The organism is Rhodococcus sp. NPDC004095 (assembly GCF_053604015.1).
This window is the reverse complement of record NZ_JBSGGS010000016.1, coordinates 14,964-35,959: the sequence shown is the minus strand read 5'-3', so window position 1 is coordinate 35,959 and position 20,996 is coordinate 14,964. Positions and strand designations below refer to the sequence as shown.

Genomic DNA, 20,996 nt, shown 5'->3' with positions numbered 1-20,996 from the left:
ACCGAAAGGTCAAGTGGCGCAATTCGGTGCCCTTCCACAGAGGAGAACCAAGTGTTCAAAATGGCGCGCCAACGTGTCCTGGCCGCAACCGTTCTCGCGTCCGCCCTGACGCTGTCCGCCTGTTCGAGTGGATCGTCGGAACCTGCGGCAGACGGCGGACTGACCGATGTCACCGTGGTGCTCGGCTGGTACCCCAACGCGGAGAGCGGCGGCTTCTACGCGGCCCAGCAGCTCGGCTACTACGAGGAGGCCGGCCTGAACGTGAAGATCGAGCCGGGCGGACCGCAGGTCTCCGGGACCCAGCTCGTGGCCTCCGGTCGCGCGGACTTCGGCATCACCGGCAGCGGCGCCAACGAGATCGTGCAGGCCCAGGAGGAAGGCATCCCGCTCAAGGCCGTGAACGCGATCATCCAGAAGAGCATCACCGGCATGATGGTGCACGCCGACTCCGGCATCGACAGCTTCGAGAAGACCGACGGCCTGACCTGGGTCAACTCCCCGGGCGTCCTGGGCGCCGACTGGGTCAAGCAGGAGTACGGCATCGACTTCAAGCAGATGCAGTACACCGGCAGCCTCGCGAACTTCATCCGCGACGACAAGCTCGTCCAGCAGGGCATCGCCGTGAACGAACCGTACGTCGCGCACAAGGAGGGCGACCTCGCGGTCAAGTTCCTGCCCTTCGCCGACACGGGGTTCAACCCCTACAACACCGTCACGTACGTCACCGAGGACTACCTCGACGGGAACCGGGACGTCGTCGAGGCGTTCGTCGAGGCCAGCAACAAGGGCTGGCGGGACTACATGGGTGACCTCGACGTCGCCCAGAAGGTCAACGACCACCTGATGACCGAGGTCGACAAGGAACTGTCCCCGGACCTGCTGTGGTTCGAGTGGAACGCGCAGCGAGACTATGTCCTCACCGCCGAGGGCGAGGCGAAGATCGGTGCGATGACCGAAGAGCGCTGGTCCACCCTGATCGAGCAGATGAAGAAGCTGGGTGTCATCAAGCAGGACATCGCAGTCGAGGACGTCGCCGATCTGACCGTCACCCCGGACATCGCACCGCTCGACACCCGTCCGGTGGCCCCCGAAGGCTCCTACGAGCACATCGAGTTCTGACCGCTCGGCGGGCGGATCCCCCTGACGACTTCCGCCCCGACGGACGGATCCCCCGCCCGGACAGACGACTCCCGAGGAGAGGCTATGACCACCGCAACCCTGGACCCCGTGACCGTGCCGACGCCGCAGCCCATGCTCGAGTTCCGCGGAGTGGAGAAGGTCTTCCGCAACGGGTACCACGCGATCACGCCGCTGGACCTGAGCATCGAGAAGGGCGAAATCGTCTCGATCGTAGGGCCTTCCGGCTGCGGCAAGACCACGGTCCTGCGCATGGCCGCGGGCCTCTCCGAGGTGAGTCGTGGCCAGCTGATCCGGCGTGCGCAGGAGCAGGCCTACGTCTTCCAGGACCCGACGCTACTGGCGTGGCGCACGGTGCAGAGCAACGCGGAACTGGTTGCCAAGCTCAAGGGCGTGCCCAAGGCAGAACGCCGTGCTGCCGCCACGGCGGCCCTCGAGACGGTCGGCCTGGCGCCGTTCGCCTCCTCCCTGCCGCGCCAGCTCTCCGGCGGTATGAAGATGCGGGTTTCGCTGGCCCGGGCGATCACCAGCTCGCCGGAGATCATGTTCTTCGACGAACCGTTCGCCGCACTCGACGAGTTCACCCGCGCGAAGATGTCGGAAGTCGTGCTGGACCTGTGGCGGATGCAGCAGTTCAGCGCCCTGTTCATCACGCACTCCATCCAGGAGGCGGTGAACATCGCCCATCGGGTGGTGGTCATGGCCGCCCGTCCGGGGCGGATCGACCGGATCATCGACTCGCCCAGCCCGCCACGCCAGGACGGCGGCCCGCGTGACCTCGCGGCGCTCGACGCCCTCACCACCGAGATCTCCGGCCTGCTGGCCTTCGAACACTGAGAGGCCGCCGATGTCCCAGACACTGCAGTCACCCGTCGAAACACCGCCGCCGACCACCCTGGACGGCGCGGGCACCGAACCCGCGGCGCCGAAACCGCGTAGGGGACTGGGCCGCAAGGTCGCCGTCCCGATCGCCTTCGCCGTCGTCGCACTCGCGCTCTGGCAGGGCGGGGTCGCCCTCTCCGGTGTCCCTTCCTATCTGGTGCCCTCCCCGCTGGACGTGGTCTCCGCACTGATCGAGCGGGCCCCGGACCTGGTCGAGCCGACCTTGGTGACGATGCAGGAGGCCTACCTCGGGTTCCTGCTCGCCGCGGTGAGCGGCTTCGCCACCGCCCTGATCATGGGCCGCTGGAAGACCGCCGAACTCGGCATCTACCCCTATCTCGTGATCCTGCAGACGATTCCGATCATCGCGGTCGCGCCGATCCTGGTGGTCTGGTTCGGGGCAGGTATCGCCACCAACACCCTGGTCGCCGCGATGCTCGCGGTCTTCCCGGTCGCGGCGAACACCCTGCAGGGACTCAAGTCGACCGATCGCAATCTCGTCCAGCTCTACCGGATGGCCGGCGCACCGGCTCGCGTGCAGCTGTTCTCGCTGCGCGTGCCGCATGCCCTGCCGGAGATCATGACCGGGCTCAAGGTCGCCGCCAGCTCGGCCGCGATCGGTGCGATCGTCGGCGAATTCGCCGCCGGCATCGGCGGCGGCGCAGGCGGTCTCGGTTACGCGATCACCCACTACGCCAATCAGCTCCGCACCCCGGAACTGTTCGCGGCCGTCGTGCTCGCCAGCGTCGTCGCCCTGATCCTGTTCGGGATCGTCAGCTTCGTCGAATGGCTGGTGCTGCACCGCTGGCACGAGTCCGCGGTCCCCGAGGACGAGTGAGAACCACGAGGGAACACGAGAACTGAACACTCACACCCGACGGAGACCCGGCTGGATACCCCCCAGCCGGGTCTCGTCGTGTGCGGATGCCCTCCCTCGGCGTCCCGTTCCCTCGTCTCCCGGGGCGACGCGAGGTCGTCTGCGGGGTGCGGTCGTGGGTGCCGGCAACCGGCACCCGCTGACATCGGCCACCGGGGATGGGACTGGTCGGTGGCCGAGCCGTCGTCGGTGGCGGTGGTCCGGCCGAACGGGTGGAGGTGTCTGCGCGACCGCGTCCGTTCACGCGGGGCCCGCACCCGTCCGCGCCGGCTGCCGCGGTCCCGCCCGCACCCGCTCGTGCGTGAGGCTGTGGTCGCGGTGCACGCACAGCAGGACGGCCGCGACCTCCCTCGGGGGAAATCGCGGCCGTCGGCCGGTGTCTTCGGCTTTGGGGCTCAGGCCAGGGCGGCAACCGGATTCTCGACCGTGAGCCGGGTGAACACCTCGTCGGTGATCCCCCGGGCCGCCAGCTGCGGGCGGATGCCGCGCAGCAGGTGCCGCAGCCCCCACCCTCCGTAGTGGGTGAACTGGGGTTTCATCGCGATGTCGTGGCTCAGCAGTACCCGGTCGCCGTAGCCGGCGTCGAGCAGCGCCACCAGCAGTTCGATCCGGTGGTGGTCGAACGAGCGCGGGGGATAGTCGTCCCCGCGGCGCGCCGAGACCGCCCACTGCTCCATGCCGAAGGTGTCGAGCTCCACCCAGCACCCGCGGCGAGCCAGCTCGAACGCGAACTCGGATCCCGGTCGCTCGTCGCAGTGGCTGACGATCAGCTTGCGGGGATCGACGCCCATCTCCAGTACCTCGTCCACCACCGGCAGTGTGGCCAGCGGGTCGGGAAAGATGGTGCGGTGCAGGTTCAGTGCCAGGCCGGACTCCATCTGCGCCAGCGCCGCACCGCGGACGACCTTGCGTTCCTCCGCGGTAGGCGGATTGCCGGTGCCGATCTCGCCGATGATCCCGGGCCGGACGCCGGTGTTGCCGACGCCGTTCTCGATCTCGTCGAGCAGGACGTCCCGCACCACCTCGGCGGAGGAGAACTTCACGTACGGGGAGTGCGAATGCTCCACGTACTCACCGCAGCCCATGATCACCGTGGCGCCGGTCAGCTCGGACAGCGCCTTGAGGGCCACCGGATCTCGGCCGAACCCGGGGATTCCGAGATCGACCACGGTGTGCCCGCCCGCGCCGAGGTAGCTGTCGAGCTCCTCCCGGGCCACGTCCAGGTCCAGCTGCTGCATCGCCGAGCGGAACGAGAACGGTTCGAGCTGAACCTCGCCGTGCAGCTGCGCGGTGTAGGCCTGGGTGTAGTAGTCGAGTTCGCCGCGGTCCTCGGGGTAGATCCACTGGGTGTGGGCGTTGGCGATCAGGTGTTCGTGCGGCATGACCACGCCCAGCGACTCGACGTCGACGGGGCCGGTCACGCTCATCACCTCGCGTGTCATACCAGTGCCTCCCGTCCGACCGGGATGCCTGCGCGGCGCCGGACCTCGGCGATCAGCTCGGACTGCTCCACCGAGGCCGCCAGCGCGTTCTGCCGACCGGTCACCGGTGCCAGCAGGCAACCGGAGACACCCTCGCTCTCGATCAGCTCGGTGAGCAGTTCGGCGGCGATCTCGATGCCCTCGTCCTGCGGGTCCTTGGCCTGACGCAGCCGGGTCAGCAGCGTTTCGGGGATGGAGAATCCGCGCAGTCCGGCGTTGACCTGACGGGCGATCGTCTCGCTGGGCATGATCGCGATGCCGCCGAGCAGGTGGAACGGCCGCTCGCCGACGCGGAGACGGTTGACCTCGGCGAGGAACGACCGCCAGCGATCGACGTCGAAGATGTGCTGGGAGATGATGAAATCAGCGCCGGACCGCACCTTCCGGATGGCCTGGCGGGGCCGGTCGTCGTAGGGCGGGGCGAAGGGGTGCACCACGGCACCGAGGTAGAGGTCCGGCGCCACCTCCACCGCGCGGCCGTTGTCGAGAACGCCCTCGGTGCGCAGCCGGTCGGCAATTGCCAGCAGGCGCGGGCTGTCGAGATCGAAGACCGCGCGGGCATCCGGCGAATCACCCACGTCCACATGGTTTCCGGTCACGATCAGGGCGTTGCGTACGCCCAGGCTGGCCGCGCCGAGGAGATCGCCCTGTAGCGCGATCCGGTTGCGGTCGCGGCACCCGAAGGTCGGCATCACGTCCAGGCCGGCGTTGCGCAGGTGTGCGGTCGCGGCGATGTTGCCCATGTGCACGTTCGCACCGGAGTGGTCGGTGATCGAGACGATGTCCGCCACCTCGGCGACGACGCGGGAGGAGTCGACGAATTCCGTTGCGTCGGAACTGTCGGCGCCGTTCACCTCAGCGATGATCGTGAACCTGCCGCTGTCCAGGGTCGCCTTCAGGCTGCTGCCCGCCGGGTGTGCTGGACGGCTGCCTGCGGCGGGGACGAAGGCGGACTCGTCGGCCGAGCGGGCCTCGGCCTTCCCGAGGTCGAGGAAGCTGCAGGCCCGGCTCGGACGGATCTCGCAACCACCATCGGCGAAGACGCCACCGCACGGTCCGATCCGCATCGACTTGGGACAGGTTTCTAGGATGGGCAGCATGTTCGGCAACTTTCTTCCTTACTTCGAGGTGAGGGCAAATCCCATGGAGCGGAGTGTGATCGGGACATGAACAGTCCACGGATCGGGCTGGTGGTACCGGCGGTCGGCGGCGACGCGGGCTGGCTGGACGGGGCCTGGGGCGCGTTGGCATCGTGGCGTGAGGCCGGTCTGGACGCCGAGGTCGTGGTCGGCGCGGTCGACGACACCGTCGACGGCTGGGATGTGGTGGTACTGCACGGAATCCAGTACCTCGACGAGGCCCGGCGGTTGGCTGATGGGAAGCGGACGGTCATCCTGTCCGATGTGCCCGCCGAGTACGCGCAGGCCCCGGACACCTTCACGACGCCACCTCGGGTGACGATGGTCGACTGGTGCTGGTGGCTGGGGGCCGAGCATGCCGGCCGGGCCGCGGTGGAGGAGGTCGACGGGCCGCTCGGCTACATCGCCGGCCCGCCGGTGCCGACTCAGCAACGGGCGGCAGCGGGATTCGTCCGCGGTGTGGCCGCTGTGGACCCAGCGCGCCGGGTGAACGTGCTGTACCTGTCGAGCTTCCTGGCGATGGACGAGGGGCCGCACGCAGCGCGGGTCCTGGTCGAGCAGTTGGAGTGCGCGCTCGTCGCACACTCGGTCGACGCCCCCGGGGCCGCGGCGACTGCGGTGGCGCGGGAACTCGGCGCCACGACCTACGGTTTCCTGACCCCTGTCGGTGCGGACTCGGCGAGCGTACGATCGGCGATCACACCGGTTCTCGTCGATCTGGCACGCCGGGCGCTCGACGGCGAGGAGCTGCCCGACGTGTACGAGTGTTCCTGGGAAACGGGGGAGATTCGGCTCGAGCGTCCCGGCGGGTGAGCGGCTGTGGGCGGGTCCGGTCAACGACGGCTCCTTTCGCTCGTTCTTGCGGGTGAATAGAACGTAAGACGACGTCGTAACCCATTCATATCCGTGGTATGACATTCATGTTGCGCCACTACGATTTTGCGAAGGTAGTGCTTAGACTCAGCCGGTCTGTTCGAAGGAGGGGCGGGGACCGATGGAACACAGCTGGGACGACGAGTTCGGCGGTGAGCTCGAACGAATCTGGCGCGAGGCCGCCACCCAGCGAGTACCCCTCCCGACCGAACTCGAACTCGCCAAGGCGCTGGGCATCAGTCGCCCCATGGTGCGGGAAGCGCTGGTGCGACTCGAGAGTCAGGGACTGGTCGCCCGGCGGGCGCACCAGGGCACCTTCGCGAACGTCGCCGCACTCTCGGTTCCGTTCCGCATCGACCAGAGCTACGAGCTGAGCAAGCGGCTCGTCGAGGCCGGCTACGAGGTGAAGGTCGACATTGTCAGCGCGCAGTGGTCGGAGCTGACCGAGGAGGAGGCCCGCGACCTCGAATCGACACCCGGAGCGTCCTGTTTCCGGGTGGTCAAGCGGTGGCTGGCGGACGGCCGTCCGCTGATCCTGGCCGAGGACGTGGTGCCCGCGCGCCGGCGGGAGGGCGTCGAGTTCGACGACGAGTACTCGATCTTCGAGTCGGTCACGACCCTGCGCGGGGTGCCGGTGGAATGGGAGTCGGCGACCCTCAAGCCTGTCCTTCCGGATCCGGCCGTGCAGGAACTGCTTGCCGTCGAGGCCGATCGTCCGCTGCTGACGATCAGCCTCGTCGGGATGTCCCTGCACGGCGAACGCCTCTACCGCGGTTTTGAGACGCATGTACCCGACGGACCGGAGTACGGCATGGTGCGCCGCGCGATTCGGCGCTAGGGACCGGTCCGCTCTGTCCCCGGCGCCGGATCGCGTTGGTCAGGCGCCGAGTTCTGCGCCGATTCGCCCGGCCAGCTCCATCAGTCCGCGATCGGATCCGGCCGCACCGACCAGGGAGAGGCCGAGCGGGGCGCCGTCCAGGGAGAGCGCCGGGATCGAGACCGCGGGGGAGCCGGTGAGCGAGGCCAGGGTGGTCAACCGCAGCGTCGACTGCCGGTGCGAGTCCACCTCGGCGGGAGTGGCGTTCACCTGCGGTGTGGCGGAGCCGACGGTCGGCAGCATCAGGGCCCGGCCGTCGAGCAGGCCGGCCAGCGTGGTCCGCGCGGTGCGCAGGGTGTCGCGGGCGTCGGCCAGGTCCGCCTCGGTCACCGGGCTCCCGGCGTGGAAACGGGACTTCACCTCGGGGCCGAGCGCGCTGGGATGCGCGGTGATCCACTTGCCGTGCGCCCCCCACGCCTCGTGCGCCTGCACGGTGCGGAAGGCTGCGGTCCACTCCGCGAGGGCAGGCAGCGGCGGTAGCTCCTGCGCGCTCAGGGTGCGGGCGGTGTCGCGAACAATGTCCTGCACCAGTGGATCTGCCGGGCCGATCACGTCGGGCGACCAGACCGTGTCGGTGGGGGCCGGTGCGTCGTCCTCGGGCAGCAGCACCTGTCCGACCGCGATCAGTGTCGCGGCGTCCCGGGTCAGCCAGGAGACGGTGTCGAAGGACGGCGCCAGCGGCAGTGCGCCGTCGGTGCTCACCGCGCCGTGCGTCGGACGGAAACCCCACAGTCCCTGATAGCTGGACGGCACCCGGATCGAGCCGGCGGTGTCGGTGCCCAGGCCGATGCTCGACCAACCCTGTCGCACGGCTGCGGCCGATCCGCTCGTCGATCCGCCCGGGATGCGGGTCGGGGCGGCGAGATTGACCGGAGTGCCGAAGTCCGCGTTCTGGCCCGCGAGCCCGAAAGCGAACTGGTCGGTGTGGGTGACGCCGGTGACGGACGCACCCGCGTCGAGGAGCCGGCGCACCGCGACGGCCGAATCGGTCTGCGGATCCTGTTCCGCGAGATACGCTTTGACGCCACCGGAGCGCGCCACGCCGGCCACGGCGAACAGGTCCTTCACCGCCACCGTCTCGCCGGACAGTGGGCCGTCGCCCGCCCCGGCGAGCAACGGCGAACCCACGACGCGCCAGATGGTGCTCTCGACCGGCTTGCTCGGCGGGGTGACATGAGCCGCGGCGATCTGCCACCCGTGCGCGGTACGCCTCCACAGCTGCGTCTGCAGTCCCGCTGCGCCGGTCGCCGACCGCACCTCGGCGGTGGTGTAGACCAGGTCGTCGGCGAGTACCCGTGTCCACCAGCGGGTGATCCGGCGGGTCGGCCGATCGGGACGCACCGCCCGGAAGTCGCTGATCGCCGCGTGGCCCTCGAGGATGCCGTTGCCGTCGGCGCGCAGTGTGTGGTCCGACTGCTCGAACAACGAGTCGAGTTCGCGCGTGTCGTTCGAGAGGAGTGCGGCGTCGTAGCGCCAGAAGGCGTCGATCAATCCAGGGGGAACCGGGGCATCGGTGTGGGGCGTCACGGGGTGGGTCATGGGAAGTGTCTAGTGCAGCCATGTTTCGCGGGAGTGTCGCCGCGACGTCATTCGTGCGCATGTTTTCGGGGCGGTGTCGGCGAGCACACCCGTTCCGGGCTTCCGCCGCGTGGCGGACGAGGCGTTGTGGGGCTGTGACACGATGGCGAGGTGAGTGATGCAGTGCCGACGCCGCCCGATCCGTTCTTCACGGTGCGGACCCGGATCCCCGGACAGCTCGGACGGACCGGCACGATCCACACCCCGCACGGTGACATCGCCACCCCCGCGTTCATCGCGGTCGGCACCAACGCCACCGTCAAGGCGGTGCTGCCGGAGACGATCCGCGAGGCCGGTGCGCAGGCGGTGCTCGCCAACGCCTACCACCTGTACCTGCAGCCAGGACCGGACATCGTCGACGAGGCCGGCGGCCTGGGCCGGTTCATGAACTGGCCGGGCCCGACCTTCACCGACAGCGGCGGCTTCCAGGTGATGTCCCTCGGCGTGGGCTTCAAGAAGGTGCTCGCGATGGAGGCCGTCGGCGTCCAGTCCGACGACGTGATCGCGGTTGGCAAGGAGCGGCTCGCGCACGTCGACGACGACGGGGTGACGTTCAAGTCACACCGGGACGGCAGCAGGCACCGGTTCACGCCCGAGATCTCGATGGGCATCCAGCACCAGCTGGGCGCGGACATCATCTTCGCGTTCGACGAGCTGACCACCTTGTTCAACACCCGCGCCTACCAGGAGGAGTCGGTACAGCGGACGCAGGCGTGGGCGGTGCGCTGCATCGCCGAACACGAACGACTCACCGCGCAGCGCACACACCGGCCGTACCAGGCACTCTTCGGTGTGGTGCAGGGCGCGCAGTACGAGGACCTGCGCCGGCAGGCCTGCCGCGGGCTGGAGTCGATCGTCGGCGAGACCGGCCGCGGGTTCGACGGCTACGGCATCGGCGGTGCGCTCGAGAAGCAGAACTTGGGCACCATCGTCCGCTGGTGCAACGAGGAACTGCCCGAGCACAAGCCGCGGCACCTGCTCGGCATCAGCGAGCCCGACGACCTGTTCACCGCGGTGGAGAACGGTGCCGACACGTTCGACTGCGTCAACCCGTCGCGGGTGGCGCGCAACGCCGCGATGTACACCGAGAACGGCCGGTTCAACGTCAACACCAGCAGGTTCAAGCGGGACTTCAACCCGATCGACGAGAACTGTGACTGCTACACCTGCCGCAACTACTCGCGGGCGTACCTGCACCACCTGTTCAAGGCCAAGGAGATGCTCGCGTCCACGCTCGCGACGATCCACAACGAGCGGTTCACCATCCGCCTCGTCGACCGGATCCGGGACAGCATCGACGGCGGGTACTTCGACGACCTGAAGGCACAGACGCTCAGCAGCTTCTACGCCACCGCCCGCGCCTGACCCCGTGGTGCCCCTGGGGGTTCCCTAATGTCACATTCGCTCACCTGAGGTGACCGAATGTGACATTAGGGAACCAAGGCGGGGCGGTCAGGAAGCGACGACGTAGGTCGGCTCGCGCTTCTTGACGTACGCGATGACCCGGTAGGTGATCGGCATGACGAGCACCTCGACCAGCGTCTTCCACAGGAACCCGACGAGCACGTAGTTCAGGAAGTCGTCCCAGGTGCTGATGCCGATTGCGCCGGCGGCGATCGCGCAGAAGATCAGGGTGTCCGCGAACTCGCCGACCACGGTCGAACCGATCAGCCGCGCCCACAGGTGCTTCTCCTTGGTGCGTTCCTTGATGGAAACCATCACCAGGGAGTTCAGCAACTGGCCGACGAGGTAGCCGGCGAGTCCGGCGAGCAGCAGCCGCGGGTACACCCCGACCACCGCCTCGAGCGACGCCTGGTTCTCGTAGAAGTCGGCGGACGGCAGTTCGATCAGGATCAGGAAGCACACCGACGCCAGGATCAGGGCGCCGAAGCCCAGGTAGATCGCGCGCCGGGTGGCCTTGAAGCCGTACACCTCGCTGAGTACGTCGCCGACGATGTAGGCGAGCGGGAACAGGAAGAACCCGCCGTCGGTGATGATCGGCAGGATCTGCAGCGGGCCGACGGACAGGTCGGCGTCCGAGAAGAATGCGACGCCCTTGGTGGCGCAGATGTTGGAGATCAGCAGCACCGCGGTGAACAGTGCGACGAAGGTCGGATAGTAGCCGCGGGCGACGTGGGCGAACGTCGCGTGCTCGGTTTGCTGGTCGACCTGGTCTGAAGCTGTCACGACGGCCATCCAAGCACCGAGACGACGTCGGGCGCGAACCCGGTTGGGTTCGCGCCCGATGTGCGAGGTTTGTGATTGCCCTGCACCGTGCATGGTTCAGGGTGCAGGATGCCGATCGGTCAGGCGGAGACGCGGCCTCCGACCACCACCCGGTACGCATAGGTGGATGCGATGGTGGTCAGCGGAATGGTGATCAGCAGGCCCAGGCCGCACAGCAGCGCGCCGACGATGTTCAGGGCGACCAGGACCAGGGCCAGCAGCACCAGCGGCCCGACGTTCTCGGAGATCGCCCGGAAGCTGGACTTGATCGCCGTGACCGCATCCTGCTCCTTGTCGACGACGAACTGGAGTGTCCACCAGGTCAGGAACGCCAGGATGATGCCCGGGATGATGAAGAGCACGAATCCGATGCCGGTGATGATGCCGACGAGGAGGCTGGCCAGGATGATCGCGCCGACGTTGGTGAACTGGAAGAACGAGCCGATGCCCGGCTTGTTTCCGTCCAGTTCGTGCAGGGCGCCCCGCACCAGTGCCGCATTGACCAGGTAGCTGACGATGGCGCTGACGACGGTGCCGAGGATGCGCCAGAACGTGAAGTAGTCACCGAAGCTGTCATATGAGTCGTTGAAACCGAAGATGAAGCTGACCACGAGCTCGATCAGGAAGATGATCACGGTGATCCCGACCCACACGCCGGCATTGGCCTTGAACTTGTTCCACGCGTAGCCGAGCGCATCCGGGATGGTCAGCTGCGGGGTGCCTCCGGGTCCACCGAAGCCGGGTGCCGGCTGGAGCGGTGCCCCGTAACCCCCGGACGGGGGCGGCGGCGGATATCCGCCGGGCTGGGGCGTGCCGTAACCCGGCGGTGGGGGATAGCCGCCGGGCTGCGGTGCACCGTAGCCGGGCGGAGGCGGGTAGCCGCCGGGCTGCCCGTACGTGGGCTGCTGTCCGTAGCCGGGTTGTCCGGGGCCGGGCTGCCCGTAGCCGGGTTGTCCGGGGCCGGGCTGTCCGTAGCCGGGCTGTCCGGAGTTCGGCGGCGGGGTGCCCTGGTTCGGGGGCTGCTGCGGATGGTTCGGATCGGGTGCCCCGGGCGGGTTCTCACTCACGTGCGGTTCCCCTCAATGGTCCTGGTCGATGCGCGGCGACACATCGGCGCGCCGCGCTGTTTGTTGATCTTGGTAGACACTACGGCGCCCGCAGCCTGTTCGCGCGCTGGCGAACAGGCGTTTCGTACCGATTCGGCTACAACTCGGAGCCGGCTGCGAACACCCAGGGGTCGCGGGGGAGCGCGGCGGGGTCGAACCGGTCGAGCAGGTCCGCCATCGACGGCTTCTCGTCCGATTCGGCCAGCCCGAGTGAGGCCGCGAGATGGCCGCGTACCGCATCCGGGGTGCGTCCCGCGGCCTGCTGGTCCGCGAGGGTGACCGCGCCGTCTCGTTTGGCGAGGCGTTTGCCCTCGGCGTTCAAGGCCAGCGGCACGTGCGCGAAGGTCGGCACGGGAAGTCCGAGGAGGGTTGCCAGGTATGCCTGGCGCGGGGCGGACCCGAGCAGGTCGTCGCCGCGCACCACCTGGTCGACGCCCTGCGCGGCGTCGTCGACGACGACCGCGAGGTTGTACGCGGGCACGCCGTCGCCGCGGCGCAGCACCACGTCGTCGACGGCTCCGGTGTAGCGGCCGTGCAGCAGGTCCTCGACCTCGAACTCCGCGACGTCGGCACGCAACCGGATCGCCGGAGGCCGCCCGGCGTCCCGTTTGGCCTGCCGCTGCTGGGTTGTGAGGTACCGACATGTGCCCGGGTAGTGCCCGTCCGGGCCGTGCGGCGCGGTGGCCGCCTGCTGGATTTCCCTCCGGGTGCAGAAACACTCGTAGGTCAGGCCGGCGGCGGACAGGGCGTCGACGGCGGCGGCGTAATGCGGCAGTCGCTGCGACTGGTGGACGATCTCGCCGTCCCAGTCCACACCGATCGCGGCGAGGTCGGCGAGCTGCCGTTCCTCGGCGCCGGGCCGTACTCGGTCCAGGTCCTCGACCCGCATCAGGAACCCGCGGCCGGTGGAGCGGGCGAACAGCCACGCCAGCAGGGCGGTTCGCAGATTGCCCAGGTGGAGGTCGCCGGACGGGCTGGGTGCAAACCGCCCGGCACCGTCTCCACTCATGGCGTCCAGCCTAGCGATCCGCCGAGTGCGCACTCGGCGCCGCTCAGGCGCGCCGCCCCAGCACCGCGAGGATGCGCGTCTGCTCGTCCGCGTCGGCCGGGACCTCGACCGCGGGACCGCACACGCCCGAGCTGCGGATCTGCTCACCCATCCGGTCGGCGAGGGCGGCCGCCGCCGCGAGGTCCTCGGCCGGGATCGTCTCGTCGACACCGGTGGCGTGCGCGATGTCCCAGCGGTGAATCGCCAGGTCGAAGCCGAGGAAGGAGTCGAACGTCGCGGCGACCGAGGTACGGCCGAGGCTGCTGTCGTACTCGAGGCCCGCGCGCTGCGGGTCGTCGAGGATCTCGAGTACCGCGTCGCGGGTCCGGGTCCATGCCGCGAGCGGGTCCTCGTCGACGCTGGGCACCGGCGGAAGAGACAGTCCCACGGGCTTCAACGGGAAGGAATGGACGTCGATGAGGTGCCGCAACACGTCGCGTGCGGTCCAGCCCTCACACGGGGAGGACGAGTCCCACCGGTCGGCGGGGACCGAGGCGACGGTGCCGGTCAGGTTGTCGGCGCGGCGGCGGTAGCGGGCTGCGATCGCGGAGGTGTCGGTCATGGACCCATCCTGCGCCGCTCCCGCGCCGGAGTCTTGAACATTCGCGTCACGGGGTGGCGGATACGACGATGGCCCCCGATCCGGAGATCGGGGGCCATCGTGTGGCGGAGGATAGGGGATTTGAACCCCTGAGGGCGTTAACCCAACCCGCGTTCCAGGCGAGCGCCATAGGCCACTAGGCGAATCCTCCGTGGGCGAGCATACCGGCTCACCCCCGCAATCCGGAAAACGGGGGTGCCGGGGCCCCGATGACCGGCCGATTGTCCGTCCGTGCGACGGGCTCGCTACACTCGTCAGTGGATCCCGCGCGGCGCGCATCCTGTGAACTCCCCCAGGGCCGGAAGGCAGCAAGGGTCAATGGGCTCTGCCGGGTGCGCGGGGTCCCCTTATTTTCTATGCAGCTCTGCCCCCGCCGCTTCGGTGTGAAAGGTTTTTCCGGGATGCCTACCCAAACCCAGATTGGGTTGATGAGCCACGAGGAACTCCGTTCCGAGCACGAACGGCAGTCCGAGAAGTACACGCAGCTCAAGGCAGAGAAGCTGGTCCTCGACCTCACCCGCGGCAAGCCGTCCCCCGAACAGCTCGACCTGTCGGAGGCGCTGCTGACGCTCCCCGGCGAGGGCGATCACCGCGACGGCAGCGGCACCGACGTCCGCAACTACGGCGGGCTGACCGGCCTGCCGGAACTGCGTGCCATCTTCGGTGAGCTGCTGAACATCCCGACCGCGAACCTGCTCGCGGGCAACAACGCCAGCCTCGAGATCATGCACGACCTGATCGTGTTCTCCCTGCTGCACGGCAACGTGGACTCGCCGCGGCCGTGGACGCAGGAGACGAAGGTCAAGTTCCTGTGCCCGGCCCCCGGCTACGACCGGCACTTCGCGATCACCGAGTCGTTCGGCATCGAGATGATCCCGGTTCCGATCCGCCCGGACGGCCCGGACGTCGACGCGATCGCGCATATGGTCGCCGATGACCCGCAGATCAAGGGCATGTGGGTCGTGCCGACGTACTCCAACCCGACCGGCGCGGTGTACTCGGAGGAGGTCGTGCGCGCCCTGACGTCGATGCCGACCGCCGCCCCCGACTTCCGCCTCTTCTGGGACAACGCCTACGCGGTGCATCCGCTGACCGAGGAGTTCGCGCCGGCGTACGACGTGCTCGGTCTCGCCGCTGCTGCCGGTAACCCGAACCGGCCGTACGTGTTCGCGTCCACCTCGAAGATCACCTTCGCCGGTGCCGGCGTCAGCTTCTTCGGCAGCTCCGACGCGAACCTGGCCTGGTACCAGAAGCACGTCGGCAAGAAGAGCATCGGACCGGACAAGGTCAATCAGCTGCGGCACCTGCGCTTCTTCGGCGACGCCGACGGCGTTCGCGCGCACATGGCCAAGCATCGCGAGATCCTGGCGCCGAAGTTCGCGGCCGTGCTGCGGATCCTCGAGGACCGGCTCGGTCCGTCGAAGATCGCGTCCTGGACCGAGCCCAGGGGCGGCTACTTCATCAGCCTCGATGTGGTCCCGGGCACCGCGAAGCGGGTCATCGCGTTGGCCAAGGATGCGGGCATCGCGCTGACCGCCGCCGGATCCGCGTTCCCGTACTCGACCGATCCGGACGACATGAACATCCGGCTTGCGCCGAGCTTCCCGTCGATGAACGATCTCGAGACGGCGATGGACGGTGTCGCGACCTGCGTCCTGCTCGCCGCCACCGAGAAGGCGCTCGAAGCGTAACTCGCGCGCCCTTTACCCGAGTCGAACTGCGGGAAGGGCTTTTTCGCGGGGAACCTGCGATACTCCGGCTCAGGTCCGCTGCGATCGGCGCAGTGGGTTGGACTGAGTGGTGAGTGTCATGACCAGTCGCGCTGGTGTGCAGTCCGGACCGGGTCCGACGAACGTTGGGTCGGCCGGAGCGTGCAACGGGGTGCTGAGAATGTTTCTGTTGGCGCTCGACGTCCGTGAGGGGCCGTCGCCGACACGGGTCGAGCCGATCCCTGCCGTGGAGCCGTTCCTGCCGGCCCGGATCGGGCCACGGCGGCGGACCGAGCGCGGGGTGCGGCCGGCGGTACTGCTGGCGTACCGGCATCGCAGCGAGGCGGGGGCGGAGCTCACGTTCGGGGCCGCGACCGCCGCGATGCGGTCGGGCGAACCTGGCGTCCGTCCCTATATGGGGCCCGCCGCCACCTGCCTGTCCCTGTGGGAAGTACCGGACAACGGGCTCGTCCTCGCGCTCGAGTCGCTGTCCGATGTCCCGGACACCACGCTGGTCGGCTGGAACACCGACCCCCTGCAGGACCGGGACGGAGCAGGATTCCGCCCGGCCGTGGACGAGTTCCTCACGCTCTTCGGCCTCGATTCCGATGCCAGCCTGGTCGACCTGTTCCCGGGGCTGCACACCCGACTTTCCGATCCGGCCGTGCATCGGCCGCTGACCGACGTGGTCGTGCACAGTCACCGTGGCATCGGCGATCAGGAGGCGATCGAAGGCCTCGTCGTCGAGGTGACCGCGGACGGCGCTGACCGGGTCCGTGGCCTGGTGGAGGGGCCGCAGACCGGGCCGCTGGCGCGCGCCGCGGCCGGGCGGTGGGGAGTGCTCTGGCACTGGGATCGGGTCTCGCTCGTCGACCAGCCGGTCGAGCCCGGTGCGACGGTCGCGGTACGTGAGGACTCCGCCGCGGTGCTCCTCGACCTCGAGGCGACCGCCCGCGGCCACGACTACGTCGGCTCCGGCACCCGCGAGATGCTGTACTGCCTGCTCCCGTGGGTGGCGATCCGGGCGCGGTGCTCGATGGACTTCTGGCAAGTCCTCGACCATTTGCGCTGCCGCGAGGACCTCACCGGAGACCGGTTGGTCCAAGCGCTCGACGACGTCGCCGCGATGCAGGCCCGGCGAATGGAGCGGGCCCTGTTGCGCAAGGACCACCAGCGCGACAACCGCTATCACTCTTGGATCCAGCCCACCCAGCTCCGCTCGATCCTGGTCCGGCGGGCCGCGGAGGAGACCGAGGAACTCGACATCGAACTGGCCGAGGCAATGCGTGTGATCGAACACGGGCTGCTGCGCAGCGCGGAACTTCGGGGCGCCCGGCACTCGCGGCTCGCCAACGCGTGGTCGGTGCTCGCCGGGGTGATCGCGGCGGTGGCGTTGTTCGCGGCGCTGGCGGCGATCCCGGCCACGACGGAGCCGACACTGTTCACGCACTGGGCGTACGCGCTGACCGCGACCACCGTGATGATGGGGTCGGTGGTCGCGGCCGCGGTGCTGTGGCGGCGGCGCTGACCGTCAGGTGCCGATCCGGCGGCCGGCCGAGGCGGAGCCGAGCCAGGCGTGCGGGTTTCCGTTCCAGCACCAGCCGAGCTTCGGTCGCCGCTGACTGATCCACAGCGCGGCACCCATGCGAAATTGTTCCGCGCCGGGCGCCCGCGCGGATGTCAGAATCGAGCAATGACTGTGAAGCTGTGCCTGACCCAGGACCCGGCGTCCGACGAGCTGCTGGCCGAGAATCCGGCCGCGCTCCTCACCGGGATGCTCCTCGATCAGCAGGTCACGATGGAATCCGCGTTCGCGGGCCCGAAGAAGATCGCCGACCGGATCGGCGGTTTCGATGTGCACACGATCGCGGAGATGAACCCGGACGACTTCATCGCGGTGTGTTCGCAGCCGCCGGCGGTGCACCGGTTCCCCAAGTCGATGGGCGCGCGGATCCAGTCGCTGTGCGGCTACATCGTCGAGCACTACGACGGCGACACCGCTGCGATCTGGACGTCGGGCGACCCGGATGGCAGGGAAGTGCTCAGGCGGCTGAAGGCGCTACCCGGCTACGGCGACCAGAAGGCGCGGATCTTCCTGGCCCTGCTCGGCAAGCAGATCGGCGTGCAGCCGGCCGGGTGGCGGGAGGCCGCCGGTGCCTACGGCGACGACGGTGCCCGCCGGTCGATCGCCGACGTCGTCGACCAGCAGACGCTCATGGAGGTCCGTGAGTTCAAGCAGGCCGCCAAGGCCGCCGCGAAGGCCGCGAAGGCGTAGTGCGGGAACCGAATCGACCGATTGGTGACGCCCTCCTGGGCTGTGGGTGGACGCGCGTCAGAGGTCGGATCGATCGAATGATGTGTGCTACCGGCCGATTCGGGGCGTTGGTGCCGAGAACCTGATGCCCGGGCGTGGTGCGCGGATCTCGAGGCGCACCACGCCCTGGCGCGAAGGGTCAGCTGCCGCTTGATCCGCTGGAGCCGGAGCTGCCACCCTCGCCGCCGGTCTCGTCGAGCGGGTCGGTGCCGCCGGCGGCGGACGGGAACAGGAAGCCGGTGGACACGGTCTCCAGCGATGTGCCGGTGCCGTTCGGAACCTTTGCCCGCCAGTTGACGATCGGGTTCAGTGCCCCGAACGGACCGCAGCCGGTGGCGCCGGGCAGGGAGAACTCGGTGGCCTTGTTGTGGATGCCCGACAGCCACGCGGTCTCGGCGGGGTAGGGATCCTCGTAGTGGGATTCGAAGCCGGCGGGATCATTGTCGAGTTCGAACACGACCGGGTTCTCCGGTGATCCGATGTAGCAGTTGTCGCCCAGCAGGGGGTTGTTGATCTTCAGGCGCGCGGGAAGGGTGATGTCGAAGTCGGTGACCAGTCCGTTGAGGGTCGGGGTCTCCACCGCCTCGACCTGTGAGGTGACCGCGGCGAGGCCGAAGAGGTTGTCGAACGGCAGGTCGACACCCAGGACGCCGCCCGGCACCGTCATCGGCTTGGAGTAGACGCCGAAGTGACCGTCGTCGCGAGGCACCATTGCCCCGTCGCCGTCGGGCAGAGTCGCGGCGATGGTCAGGTCGCCGTCGCCTATCGGAAGCGTGAACCCGTTGTTGTTGAAGGTTCCACTGTTGACGACGACGCTCAGGCATCCCTGGCCGACAGTCGGATCGCAGACGGCGCCGCCGGGAACGGGTGTGGTTCCGGGCGCAGCGGCCGCGGTGGGTGCGGCGAGGGCGAGGGCGCCGCCGGTTGCGAGGCCTGCGAGTGCGATTCGGGTGAGGGTTCCGGTTCGCCGGGGGGAACGTTTCGTCGAGTTTGTCATGCGGCTCCTTACGTCGTAAGAACGTTTGCGAGCGCGCCCGGGGAGGACGCGCGCCGGCTCCGTGGAGCCGACCGGCCGAGACGGTTCCGCTGCCGTGTGTGCAAATTCACGTAACGGACAAAAGCTGTTTATAGCACGCCGCCAGTGTCGTTCGTGTCGTAACCGAACTGTCGGATATTCCCTGGTCATGTGGGATTACTGGCAAGTAGAAATGTGCAACACTCCAGCTCGTGGTCAGAGTTCGAAACGCCGTGACGGTCGTGGCCGCGGTGATGTGTGGCGGTCTGTCGGGGTGCTCGACTCCGGTCGATGCCGGGCAGGAGTCGGGCGCGCCGACACCTGCGGCGGTGTCCTCGAGCCGGCTTCCGGCACCGGTGGCGGAGAACCGCGGGGCCGAGATCCCGGCCCCGGCGGACGAGGTGATGCCGACCGTCGACGTGACGCCGGAAAGCACACCTGAACCGTCTCCACGGGCGGTGCCCGCAACGTCGCCGAGATCTACGTCGCCACCGCCGAACGGGTCTACTGCTGACGCGCGTAATGCCGGTGTGCACAAGCCTTTTCGGGTGTGCACACCCGCATTCGGCGCCGAATAGGGGTGTGGACCACCGAAAAGGTGTGTGCAGAGCCGCGTCCGCTCCTGCTCGTGCAGGTCGCGGGGAGGTCAGTCGCGCTGAAGATCGTCCTGGTCCGGATCCGGCTCGTGGTCCGGACGGCGGGTCCCGTCGTGCCGCGTGTCGAACAGGCCGGGGTGGGTACCGAAGATGCCGGAGCCGCCCGGGCCGCTGTGCGCGAGGACCGCGTGCTCATAAGCGGATTCGGCGTGCAGGGCGAGATCGATGCCACCGGTCTCCTGCTCTGCGGTGACCCGGAATCCGAAGAAGCGGTCGATCAGCTTGCCGAGGGCGTAGGTGAGGCCGAACGCGTACACGCCGACCACGCCGACCGCCAGCGCCTGCTTGCCGAGCTGGGTGAGGCCCCCGCCGTACAGCAGTCCCTCGGGGCCGTGGGTCATCACCTGTGCGGCGAGCAGGCCGATCGCGAGGGTGCCGACGATGCCGCCGATCAGGTGCACGCCCACCACGTCGAGGGAGTCGTCGTATCCGAACCGGAACTTCCAGCCGACCGCGAACGAGCAGACGACACCGGCGAGGGTGCCGACGACGGCGGCGCCGAGAATGGTCACCCAACCACAGGACGGGGTGATCGCGACCAGGCCGGCGACGACGCCGGACGCGGCGCCGAACGTGGTCGGGTGCCCGTCGCGGCGATGCTCGACGACCATCCAGCCGAGCATGCCGGTGCAGCCGGCCACGAGGGTGTTGACGAACACCGCGGCAGCGGTGCCGTTCGCGCCGAGCGCGGAACCGGCGTTGAAGCCGAACCAGCCGAACCACAGGAGTCCGACGCCGAGCAGCACGAGGGGCAGGTTGTGCGGGCGCATCGGCTCGGTGCGGAACCCGATCCGCCGGCCCAGGACCAGGGCGAGCGCCAGCCCGGACGCGCCGGAGACGATCTCGACCACGAGGCCACCGGCGTAGTCGAGGACACCGAGGCGGGCGATCCAGCCGTCGGGGCCCCACACCCAGTGCGCGACGGGCACGTAGACCAGCAGCGCCCACACGGGGACGAACAGCATCCACGCGGAGAACTTGGCCCGGTCGGCGATCGCACCGCTGATCAGCGCGGCTGTGAGGACCGCGAAGGTGAGCTGGAAGGTGGCGAACAGCAGTTCGGGCACGGTGCCGTGCACCGTGTCGGGGGAGATCCCGGCCATGCCTGCGTGCTCGAGGCCACCGAGCAGGCCGCCGCCGATGTCGTCACCGAAGACGAGGCTGTACCCGGCAATCAGCCATACGACGGTGACCAGCGCGATTGCGACGAAACTCATCATGATCATGTTGAGCACGCCCTTGGACCGCACCATGCCGCCGTAGAACAGGGCCAGGCCCGGAGTCATCAGCAGCACCAGAGCGGTGCTCACCAGCAGCCAGGCGGTGTCCCCGGCGTCGATCGTGTGCACGGTCAGCCTCCTCCGCGTGCGGTCGGCTCGCACGCCGCAGCAGAGAATCGTCCCTCGGAGTTTCACGAGCGCTGCCGTGACGTTGCGGGTGTGTTTCGCCTTTCTCACACTGGTCACGCGCCGTGCAT

At 68.8% G+C, this 20,996-nt stretch carries 19 protein-coding genes, 1 tRNA gene and 1 other RNA gene; 10 read left to right on the top strand and 11 right to left on the bottom strand.

Annotation, left to right across the window (positions count from 1 at the left end):
* The first annotated feature begins 60 nt into the window (after positions 1–60).
* From ACWEPG_RS24430 to ACWEPG_RS24420, 3 genes are all read left to right on the top strand, one after another.
* Positions 61–1,119 carry an ABC transporter substrate-binding protein gene (locus ACWEPG_RS24430; protein ID WP_450115563.1) on the top strand — a complete coding sequence of 353 codons (1,059 nt, stop codon included), beginning with the start codon at positions 61–63 and terminating at the stop codon, positions 1,117–1,119.
* A gap of 84 nt (positions 1,120–1,203) precedes the next feature.
* Positions 1,204–1,974: an ABC transporter ATP-binding protein gene (locus ACWEPG_RS24425; RefSeq protein ID WP_452595536.1), complete on the top strand. Its 771-nt coding sequence runs from the start codon at positions 1,204–1,206 to the stop codon at positions 1,972–1,974.
* A gap of 10 nt (positions 1,975–1,984) precedes the next feature.
* The gene (locus tag ACWEPG_RS24420; RefSeq protein WP_452595535.1) at positions 1,985–2,857 is read left to right on the top strand and encodes an ABC transporter permease; all 873 of its coding nucleotides are present in this window, start codon (positions 1,985–1,987) and stop codon (positions 2,855–2,857) included.
* 434 nt (positions 2,858–3,291) lie between these two features.
* Here the strand turns inward: ACWEPG_RS24420 and ACWEPG_RS24415 are convergent, their stop codons facing one another.
* Together ACWEPG_RS24415 and ACWEPG_RS24410 are read right to left on the bottom strand one after the other, a co-directional pair.
* Positions 3,292–4,338: a phosphotriesterase family protein gene (locus tag ACWEPG_RS24415; RefSeq protein WP_452595534.1), complete on the bottom strand. Its 1,047-nt coding sequence runs from the start codon at positions 4,336–4,338 to the stop codon at positions 3,292–3,294.
* Positions 4,335–5,477, bottom strand: a complete 1,143-nt coding sequence (locus ACWEPG_RS24410) for a methylenetetrahydrofolate reductase C-terminal domain-containing protein (RefSeq protein WP_452595533.1) — start codon at positions 5,475–5,477, stop codon at positions 4,335–4,337. Before ACWEPG_RS24410 ends, ACWEPG_RS24415 begins: the two co-directional genes overlap by 4 nt.
* A 66-nt stretch (positions 5,478–5,543) precedes the next feature.
* Here ACWEPG_RS24410 and ACWEPG_RS24405 point away from each other — a divergent pair, with 66 nt between their 5' ends.
* Together ACWEPG_RS24405 and ACWEPG_RS24400 are read left to right on the top strand one after the other, a co-directional pair.
* Entirely contained in the window at positions 5,544–6,329 is a 786-nt protein-coding gene (locus ACWEPG_RS24405) for a BMP family ABC transporter substrate-binding protein (protein WP_452595532.1), read from the top strand.
* Positions 6,330–6,510: 181 nt separating this feature from the next.
* Positions 6,511–7,227, top strand: a complete 717-nt coding sequence (locus ACWEPG_RS24400) for a GntR family transcriptional regulator (protein ID WP_452595531.1) — start codon at positions 6,511–6,513, stop codon at positions 7,225–7,227.
* Positions 7,228–7,266: 39 nt separating this feature from the next.
* On the opposite strand, the gene ACWEPG_RS24395 is transcribed toward ACWEPG_RS24400, so the two are convergent.
* Positions 7,267–8,805: an AtzH-like domain-containing protein gene (locus ACWEPG_RS24395; RefSeq protein WP_452595530.1), complete on the bottom strand. Its 1,539-nt coding sequence runs from the start codon at positions 8,803–8,805 to the stop codon at positions 7,267–7,269.
* Between the two features lie 150 nt (positions 8,806–8,955).
* On the opposite strand from ACWEPG_RS24395, the gene tgt reads away from it, so the two are divergent.
* Positions 8,956–10,209 carry a tRNA guanosine(34) transglycosylase Tgt gene (gene tgt, locus ACWEPG_RS24390; RefSeq protein WP_450115555.1) on the top strand — a complete coding sequence of 418 codons (1,254 nt, stop codon included), beginning with the start codon at positions 8,956–8,958 and terminating at the stop codon, positions 10,207–10,209.
* 87 nt (positions 10,210–10,296) lie between these two features.
* Here the strand turns inward: tgt and ACWEPG_RS24385 are convergent, their stop codons facing one another.
* From ACWEPG_RS24385 to ACWEPG_RS24365, 5 genes are all read right to left on the bottom strand, one after another.
* A complete protein-coding gene (locus tag ACWEPG_RS24385; protein WP_450116988.1) occupies positions 10,297–11,031 on the bottom strand; it encodes a queuosine precursor transporter in 735 nt (244 codons plus the stop codon).
* 119 nt (positions 11,032–11,150) lie between these two features.
* Entirely contained in the window at positions 11,151–12,137 is a 987-nt protein-coding gene (locus ACWEPG_RS24380) for a hypothetical protein (RefSeq protein WP_450116989.1), read from the bottom strand.
* A gap of 136 nt (positions 12,138–12,273) precedes the next feature.
* On the bottom strand, positions 12,274–13,185 hold the full coding sequence (gluQRS, locus tag ACWEPG_RS24375) for a tRNA glutamyl-Q(34) synthetase GluQRS (protein ID WP_450116990.1): 912 nt from the start codon (positions 13,183–13,185) through the stop codon (positions 12,274–12,276).
* A 43-nt stretch (positions 13,186–13,228) separates the two neighbouring features.
* Positions 13,229–13,786, bottom strand: coding sequence for a TIGR03086 family metal-binding protein (locus tag ACWEPG_RS24370; protein ID WP_450116991.1), 558 nt, complete (start codon positions 13,784–13,786; stop codon positions 13,229–13,231).
* A gap of 102 nt (positions 13,787–13,888) precedes the next feature.
* A tRNA-Ser gene (locus ACWEPG_RS24365) sits at positions 13,889–13,976 on the bottom strand.
* A 105-nt stretch (positions 13,977–14,081) separates the two neighbouring features.
* On the opposite strand from ACWEPG_RS24365, the gene ffs reads away from it, so the two are divergent.
* From ffs to ACWEPG_RS24350, 3 genes are all read left to right on the top strand, one after another.
* Positions 14,082–14,176, top strand: an RNA gene (ffs, locus tag ACWEPG_RS24360) — signal recognition particle sRNA small type.
* A 50-nt stretch (positions 14,177–14,226) separates the two neighbouring features.
* Positions 14,227–15,516, top strand: a complete 1,290-nt coding sequence (locus tag ACWEPG_RS24355) for an aminotransferase class I/II-fold pyridoxal phosphate-dependent enzyme (RefSeq protein ID WP_452595529.1) — start codon at positions 14,227–14,229, stop codon at positions 15,514–15,516.
* 199 nt (positions 15,517–15,715) lie between these two features.
* A complete protein-coding gene (locus tag ACWEPG_RS24350; protein WP_452595528.1) occupies positions 15,716–17,062 on the top strand; it encodes a hypothetical protein in 1,347 nt (448 codons plus the stop codon).
* Between the two features lie 3 nt (positions 17,063–17,065).
* Here ACWEPG_RS24350 and ACWEPG_RS24345 read toward each other — a convergent pair whose 3' ends face one another.
* Positions 17,066–17,179, bottom strand: coding sequence for a DUF5701 family protein (locus ACWEPG_RS24345; protein ID WP_452595527.1), 114 nt, complete (start codon positions 17,177–17,179; stop codon positions 17,066–17,068).
* A gap of 48 nt (positions 17,180–17,227) precedes the next feature.
* On the opposite strand from ACWEPG_RS24345, the gene ACWEPG_RS24340 reads away from it, so the two are divergent.
* The gene (locus ACWEPG_RS24340) at positions 17,228–17,809 is read left to right on the top strand and encodes an HhH-GPD-type base excision DNA repair protein (protein WP_450116994.1); all 582 of its coding nucleotides are present in this window, start codon (positions 17,228–17,230) and stop codon (positions 17,807–17,809) included.
* Positions 17,810–17,987: 178 nt separating this feature from the next.
* Here ACWEPG_RS24340 and ACWEPG_RS24335 read toward each other — a convergent pair whose 3' ends face one another.
* Together ACWEPG_RS24335 and ACWEPG_RS24330 are read right to left on the bottom strand one after the other, a co-directional pair.
* Positions 17,988–18,845 (bottom strand): hypothetical protein, encoded by an 858-nt coding sequence (locus ACWEPG_RS24335; protein WP_452595526.1) that lies wholly within the window; start codon positions 18,843–18,845, stop codon positions 17,988–17,990.
* A gap of 664 nt (positions 18,846–19,509) precedes the next feature.
* Positions 19,510–20,868, bottom strand: coding sequence for an ammonium transporter (locus ACWEPG_RS24330; RefSeq protein ID WP_450116996.1), 1,359 nt, complete (start codon positions 20,866–20,868; stop codon positions 19,510–19,512).
* Positions 20,869–20,996: the final 128 nt, after the last annotated feature.

Bases quoted from the DNA above. Each gene is read 5' to 3' on its own strand.
- ACWEPG_RS24405 (WP_452595532.1), top strand. From the start codon at position 5,544: ATGAACAGTCCACGGATCGGGCTGGTGGTACCGGCGGTCGGCGGCGAC.
- ACWEPG_RS24355 (WP_452595529.1), top strand. From the start codon at position 14,227: ATGCCTACCCAAACCCAGATTGGGTTGATGAGCCACGAGGAACTCCGT.
- ACWEPG_RS24400 (WP_452595531.1), top strand. From the start codon at position 6,511: ATGGAACACAGCTGGGACGACGAGTTCGGCGGTGAGCTCGAACGAATC.
- gluQRS (WP_450116990.1), bottom strand. From the start codon at position 13,185: ATGAGTGGAGACGGTGCCGGGCGGTTTGCACCCAGCCCGTCCGGCGAC.
- ACWEPG_RS24425 (WP_452595536.1), top strand. From the start codon at position 1,204: ATGACCACCGCAACCCTGGACCCCGTGACCGTGCCGACGCCGCAGCCC.
- ACWEPG_RS24370 (WP_450116991.1), bottom strand. From the start codon at position 13,786: ATGACCGACACCTCCGCGATCGCAGCCCGCTACCGCCGCCGCGCCGAC.
- ACWEPG_RS24350 (WP_452595528.1), top strand. From the start codon at position 15,716: ATGTTTCTGTTGGCGCTCGACGTCCGTGAGGGGCCGTCGCCGACACGG.
- ACWEPG_RS24430 (WP_450115563.1), top strand. From the start codon at position 61: ATGGCGCGCCAACGTGTCCTGGCCGCAACCGTTCTCGCGTCCGCCCTG.
- ACWEPG_RS24395 (WP_452595530.1), bottom strand. From the start codon at position 8,805: ATGACCCACCCCGTGACGCCCCACACCGATGCCCCGGTTCCCCCTGGA.
- ACWEPG_RS24340 (WP_450116994.1), top strand. From the start codon at position 17,228: ATGACTGTGAAGCTGTGCCTGACCCAGGACCCGGCGTCCGACGAGCTG.
- ACWEPG_RS24335 (WP_452595526.1), bottom strand. From the start codon at position 18,845: ATGACAAACTCGACGAAACGTTCCCCCCGGCGAACCGGAACCCTCACC.
- ACWEPG_RS24345 (WP_452595527.1), bottom strand. From the start codon at position 17,179: ATGGGTGCCGCGCTGTGGATCAGTCAGCGGCGACCGAAGCTCGGCTGG.
- ACWEPG_RS24410 (WP_452595533.1), bottom strand. From the start codon at position 5,477: ATGCTGCCCATCCTAGAAACCTGTCCCAAGTCGATGCGGATCGGACCG.
- ACWEPG_RS24420 (WP_452595535.1), top strand. From the start codon at position 1,985: ATGTCCCAGACACTGCAGTCACCCGTCGAAACACCGCCGCCGACCACC.
- ACWEPG_RS24415 (WP_452595534.1), bottom strand. From the start codon at position 4,338: ATGACACGCGAGGTGATGAGCGTGACCGGCCCCGTCGACGTCGAGTCG.